General features: G+C 30.8%; 7 protein-coding genes. All 7 read right to left on the minus strand.

Features of this window, described 5'->3' with window-relative positions; genetic code table 11:
* Positions 1-670: 670 nt before the first annotated feature.
* A complete protein-coding gene (locus VK071_12395; protein ID HLR36111.1) occupies positions 671-856 on the minus strand; it encodes a hypothetical protein in 186 nt (61 codons plus the stop codon).
* Between the two features lie 14 nt (positions 857-870).
* Positions 871-1011 (minus strand): hypothetical protein, encoded by a 141-nt coding sequence (locus VK071_12400; GenBank protein ID HLR36112.1) that lies wholly within the window; start codon positions 1009-1011, stop codon positions 871-873.
* A 335-nt stretch (positions 1012-1346) separates the two neighbouring features.
* Entirely contained in the window at positions 1347-1706 is a 360-nt protein-coding gene (locus VK071_12405; GenBank protein ID HLR36113.1) for a hypothetical protein, read from the minus strand.
* A gap of 13 nt (positions 1707-1719) precedes the next feature.
* Positions 1720-2025 carry a hypothetical protein gene (locus tag VK071_12410; protein ID HLR36114.1) on the minus strand — a complete coding sequence of 102 codons (306 nt, stop codon included), beginning with the start codon at positions 2023-2025 and terminating at the stop codon, positions 1720-1722.
* Positions 2026-2153: 128 nt separating this feature from the next.
* On the minus strand, positions 2154-2546 hold the full coding sequence (locus tag VK071_12415; GenBank protein HLR36115.1) for a hypothetical protein: 393 nt from the start codon (positions 2544-2546) through the stop codon (positions 2154-2156).
* Between the two features lie 71 nt (positions 2547-2617).
* A complete protein-coding gene (locus VK071_12420) occupies positions 2618-3184 on the minus strand; it encodes a DUF1629 domain-containing protein (GenBank protein HLR36116.1) in 567 nt (188 codons plus the stop codon).
* Between the two features lie 17 nt (positions 3185-3201).
* The gene (locus tag VK071_12425) at positions 3202-3585 is read right to left on the minus strand and encodes an AHH domain-containing protein (GenBank protein ID HLR36117.1); all 384 of its coding nucleotides are present in this window, start codon (positions 3583-3585) and stop codon (positions 3202-3204) included.
* Positions 3586-3617 lie beyond the last annotated feature (32 nt).

The raw sequence follows: 3617 nt of genomic DNA on the forward strand, positions 1-3617 counted from the left end.
AAATCTTTTACTATCCTATGGTATCAAATTAACAAAATTTAATCTACTAATAAATATCCCCCGGTCTAACCAGGGTTTTCATATACAATCAAAGCATCGACCTAAAAATAATGCTTTAACTTAGTTTATATAAATATCCTACCTAGTAAATTAATCTTTAACAATTTCCCCCTTCTCCATAAGGTACTTCCACTCTTGAAATTTTACATAATTTACTTTTACTCCATTGGTTTCATATATAAAAGTACCGGTATATTTACCTATTTTAGCATTACTATTCGCTATATTGCTTGCTATATATTACACTGGAATTAAGCATACTTTTCTTAAACTTATACTATTCCACCACTTTTCCTGTTTTAGCATCGCAGATATTTAATAAATCACCATGGATATATTCCCGTTCTGCTTATTTCCGTTCAGGCAATACAATATTTCGACTTCTCGTAAATCCCCTTCCTGTATATGGATAGTTCCCCGGGGTTGAAACATCTTCAGGAAGTCTTATATCCGAGGATTTATCTATTTTATGTATAATTTTACCATATCTATCATCTGGAGTATCAAACTTTTTATATGCATCATCTATCTCACAATCCCAATTAACTTTATATTCAGTTGGATCATAATCAAGCCTGTTACCTTCATATATACTTTCAATACCATTTAATCATTGTAAGTGTTCCTCATCTGTAAGCACTTTTTTCGGATTTAACAATTTAGAAAACTCATCTACAATCATATCATTAATTATCTTTTTAACACTATCGCTAGTTAATTTTTCAACCTTAGAATTCATCTTAACATTTTCCATAGATTCTACTGGTTTAACACCAAATCCATTAACATAATCCATATTCTCTCTATAATTTATTCCTTCACAAGTAAGGCCACTAATCCCATTCCAATTCCCATAGCTGTATATGAATTTAAATCATATCTATCCATAAGAGCATTAGATGCTACTGAGCCAGCTGTACCAGAGACCATACGTTTAGTTTGGGTTGCCATAACTTGTTCTATTGGAACACCACTTGCAATTGGGGCTCCATACTAGAGATTATTGTACTTGCATTATCTATTGTATAATATAATTCTGGATTAGATTCTTATAAGACATAAGCAAGGCCATAACATTCTCACACTGTTATAGCCTTGAAAGCTAATACTATATATTTCTTAATTTAATCTGTACATACTATGCCCATTCTATATCTGATTCTTAAGATTTTCATACTACTAAACCTTCTTAAATAATTACTAACTTATAACATTATAGAACCCTAATATAGATACGAAAAAGCACATAGAAGTCAATCATGGCTATGGTACAGCATTATATGTTATTAATATGCTCTACCATATCTATCTAATGAACCATCTTTCGGGTCAACCTCAAAATAATAATCTGTATATACATCCCCTTCTTTCATCAATCCAACAACAGGAATATCCATTCTAGACTTATTAGCAAAACTATCGACCCCAAATTCATCTTTTGATTTGAAATAAAACCTTTCTGTCCCATCAACGTTATATCCAATCATACATGGTAACATATCATTTTTATCATAGTAGAAAACAATTATTAATTTCTCATTTTTAAAGTATTTAGCATCATCTATTTTATGCTTTTCAACCTTATTTAATTTGTCACTTTGCATCCAACTTACTGTTGTTTCAGTAATACTAAAATCTTTAATCATATTTTATCCCCCATTACCTTAAAATTATTTCATCTACTTTTTTCAAATAATTATTTCTTAAATGTTTGGGTACCATAAGTTCTTTTTGACTACCACCTCCTGGTAAATAAGCATTGTCTAATAAATCAACCTGGGCTCCCACCGCCCCTTCTTGCACAGGAAGCCCCTCGATTATTTCATATATATTAATTCTGTCAATATCCTCCTTAAACTCACGCATTATTGCTAGCTTATTCTTAACATCATCAATACTAGTTATTTCATCTACGGTTGCCCATCCTCCTGGTTTTAAGTCACTTTGCCCTAACGACATTGCCATCCTAACTTTTGTCCCAGCGGGTAATTTATTAGGAACTCCTGGTTTCCCATCTAGCCAAGGATTAGTATCGGTGATTAACCTTATATAATCCTTGGCACTCTTATTTAAGTCAAATGAAGGGTTATTTTTTAGAATTCATTCCAGGTTTTTTCGGAACCAATTCTAATAGCATTCTCTGGGGTTGGATCCATCTGTTTTGCAATTTCCCTCAACTCTCTTAAATCAGCATCAGTCATAGACTTTTTATCCCTATCAAGAATGCTTGTATCTAGTTTTTTTCTATCCATAGACGCAGCTTCCACAGGCTTAGCACCAAATCCATTAACATACTCTATATTGCCTATAGTTTCTAGCCCACTATAAGTAATATTATTAATTCCCATTGCTATATATGGATTCATATCGTATTCATCTATAAGGACATTTGATGCTATTGAACCGACTGCACCAGATGCTAGGCGTTTAGTTTGAGTTGCCATAACTTGTTCTATTGAAACACTACTTGTTATTGGAGCTTCCATACTGGAGATTATGGAACATACATTGTTTATATACTTAACATACTATCTTTAAATAATACACTTCTTTATATCTAATAAACCTCTACTTCTAGAAATTTAAACCCTGTCAAATTATTAACTTGTATCAAATTCTTAATTTTTTCTGAAACAAATGTTGGAATCTCATCATCTTTTAATTTAAATATATGATGCCCTGCAATTACAATCTCTTTTAATACATATTTTTCAAATGAAAACACTTTTTCATCACCTAAATCAAATTCATCATATTTTGATCTTTTTAAATCAATCGCATCAACAACATCAATAACATTTGCAATTCTATAAGAGATATCAATATTTTTATTAGATATATCCCTTATTCCCACATCTAGATATTGAATAGAATCTTCAATTAGCATTTTTGTGACATCTCTAAACCTTTTTGAAACTATTAACCATCCATATACATTACCTATATAGTCAGTCTTAATATTTGCTTCCTTTGGATCATAATCAAATATTATATCCTTTTCCCATTCATTAACATAAGTCCCATTACACACAGTGTATTCATTTACTCTTTTTAAATTAACTTTTGAACAATTAATATAATTATCATCATTCTCATAATCATATATTAATTTATAAAATTTCATAACTTTTCTCCTGTTTCCTATTTTTTTAACCAATAATCTTTATATAACATTTCTGGGTTGTTAATTATCTTTTGCTTCATTTGATCAAATAAGGCTAAAAATTTATTAACATCTCCATTTGCTACCTTATCAAATTTTTTCATATTATCAGGCACATAATCATGATAGGCATATGGATGCCTACCCTGGTGTGGCATTAATTCTTTATTCCAAACATCATCCAAATCTAACCCATATCTATTTGTAATATTTTCAAACTGATTCGTATACTTTGAACTTTTATTTGTTGCAAAATGATGCATTTGATTTGGCTTACTTACAAACTTAGTATTCTTACTACCTTCCGCTGTCACCTCCACTCCCCTAACATCCGACGCAGTAATACGTAATGTAGTATCCACTTCTATTGAGAGTCTATTCCCTTATAAGTAAG

Source organism: Tissierellales bacterium, assembly GCA_035301805.1.
Taxonomy (GTDB): Bacteria; Bacillota; Clostridia; order Tissierellales; family DATGTQ01; genus DATGTQ01.

What these genes read in the sequence shown, in the direction of transcription:
- VK071_12395 (HLR36111.1), bottom strand. Translation starts at nt 856, where the DNA reads ATGGATTATGTTAATGGATTTGGTGTTAAACCAGTAGAATCTATGGAA.
- VK071_12400 (HLR36112.1), bottom strand. Translation starts at nt 1,011, where the DNA reads ATGGCAACCCAAACTAAACGTATGGTCTCTGGTACAGCTGGCTCAGTA.
- VK071_12405 (HLR36113.1), bottom strand. Translation starts at nt 1,706, where the DNA reads ATGATTAAAGATTTTAGTATTACTGAAACAACAGTAAGTTGGATGCAA.
- VK071_12410 (HLR36114.1), bottom strand. Translation starts at nt 2,025, where the DNA reads ATGGCAATGTCGTTAGGGCAAAGTGACTTAAAACCAGGAGGATGGGCA.
- VK071_12415 (HLR36115.1), bottom strand. Translation starts at nt 2,546, where the DNA reads ATGGAAGCTCCAATAACAAGTAGTGTTTCAATAGAACAAGTTATGGCA.
- VK071_12420 (HLR36116.1), bottom strand. Translation starts at nt 3,184, where the DNA reads ATGAAATTTTATAAATTAATATATGATTATGAGAATGATGATAATTAT.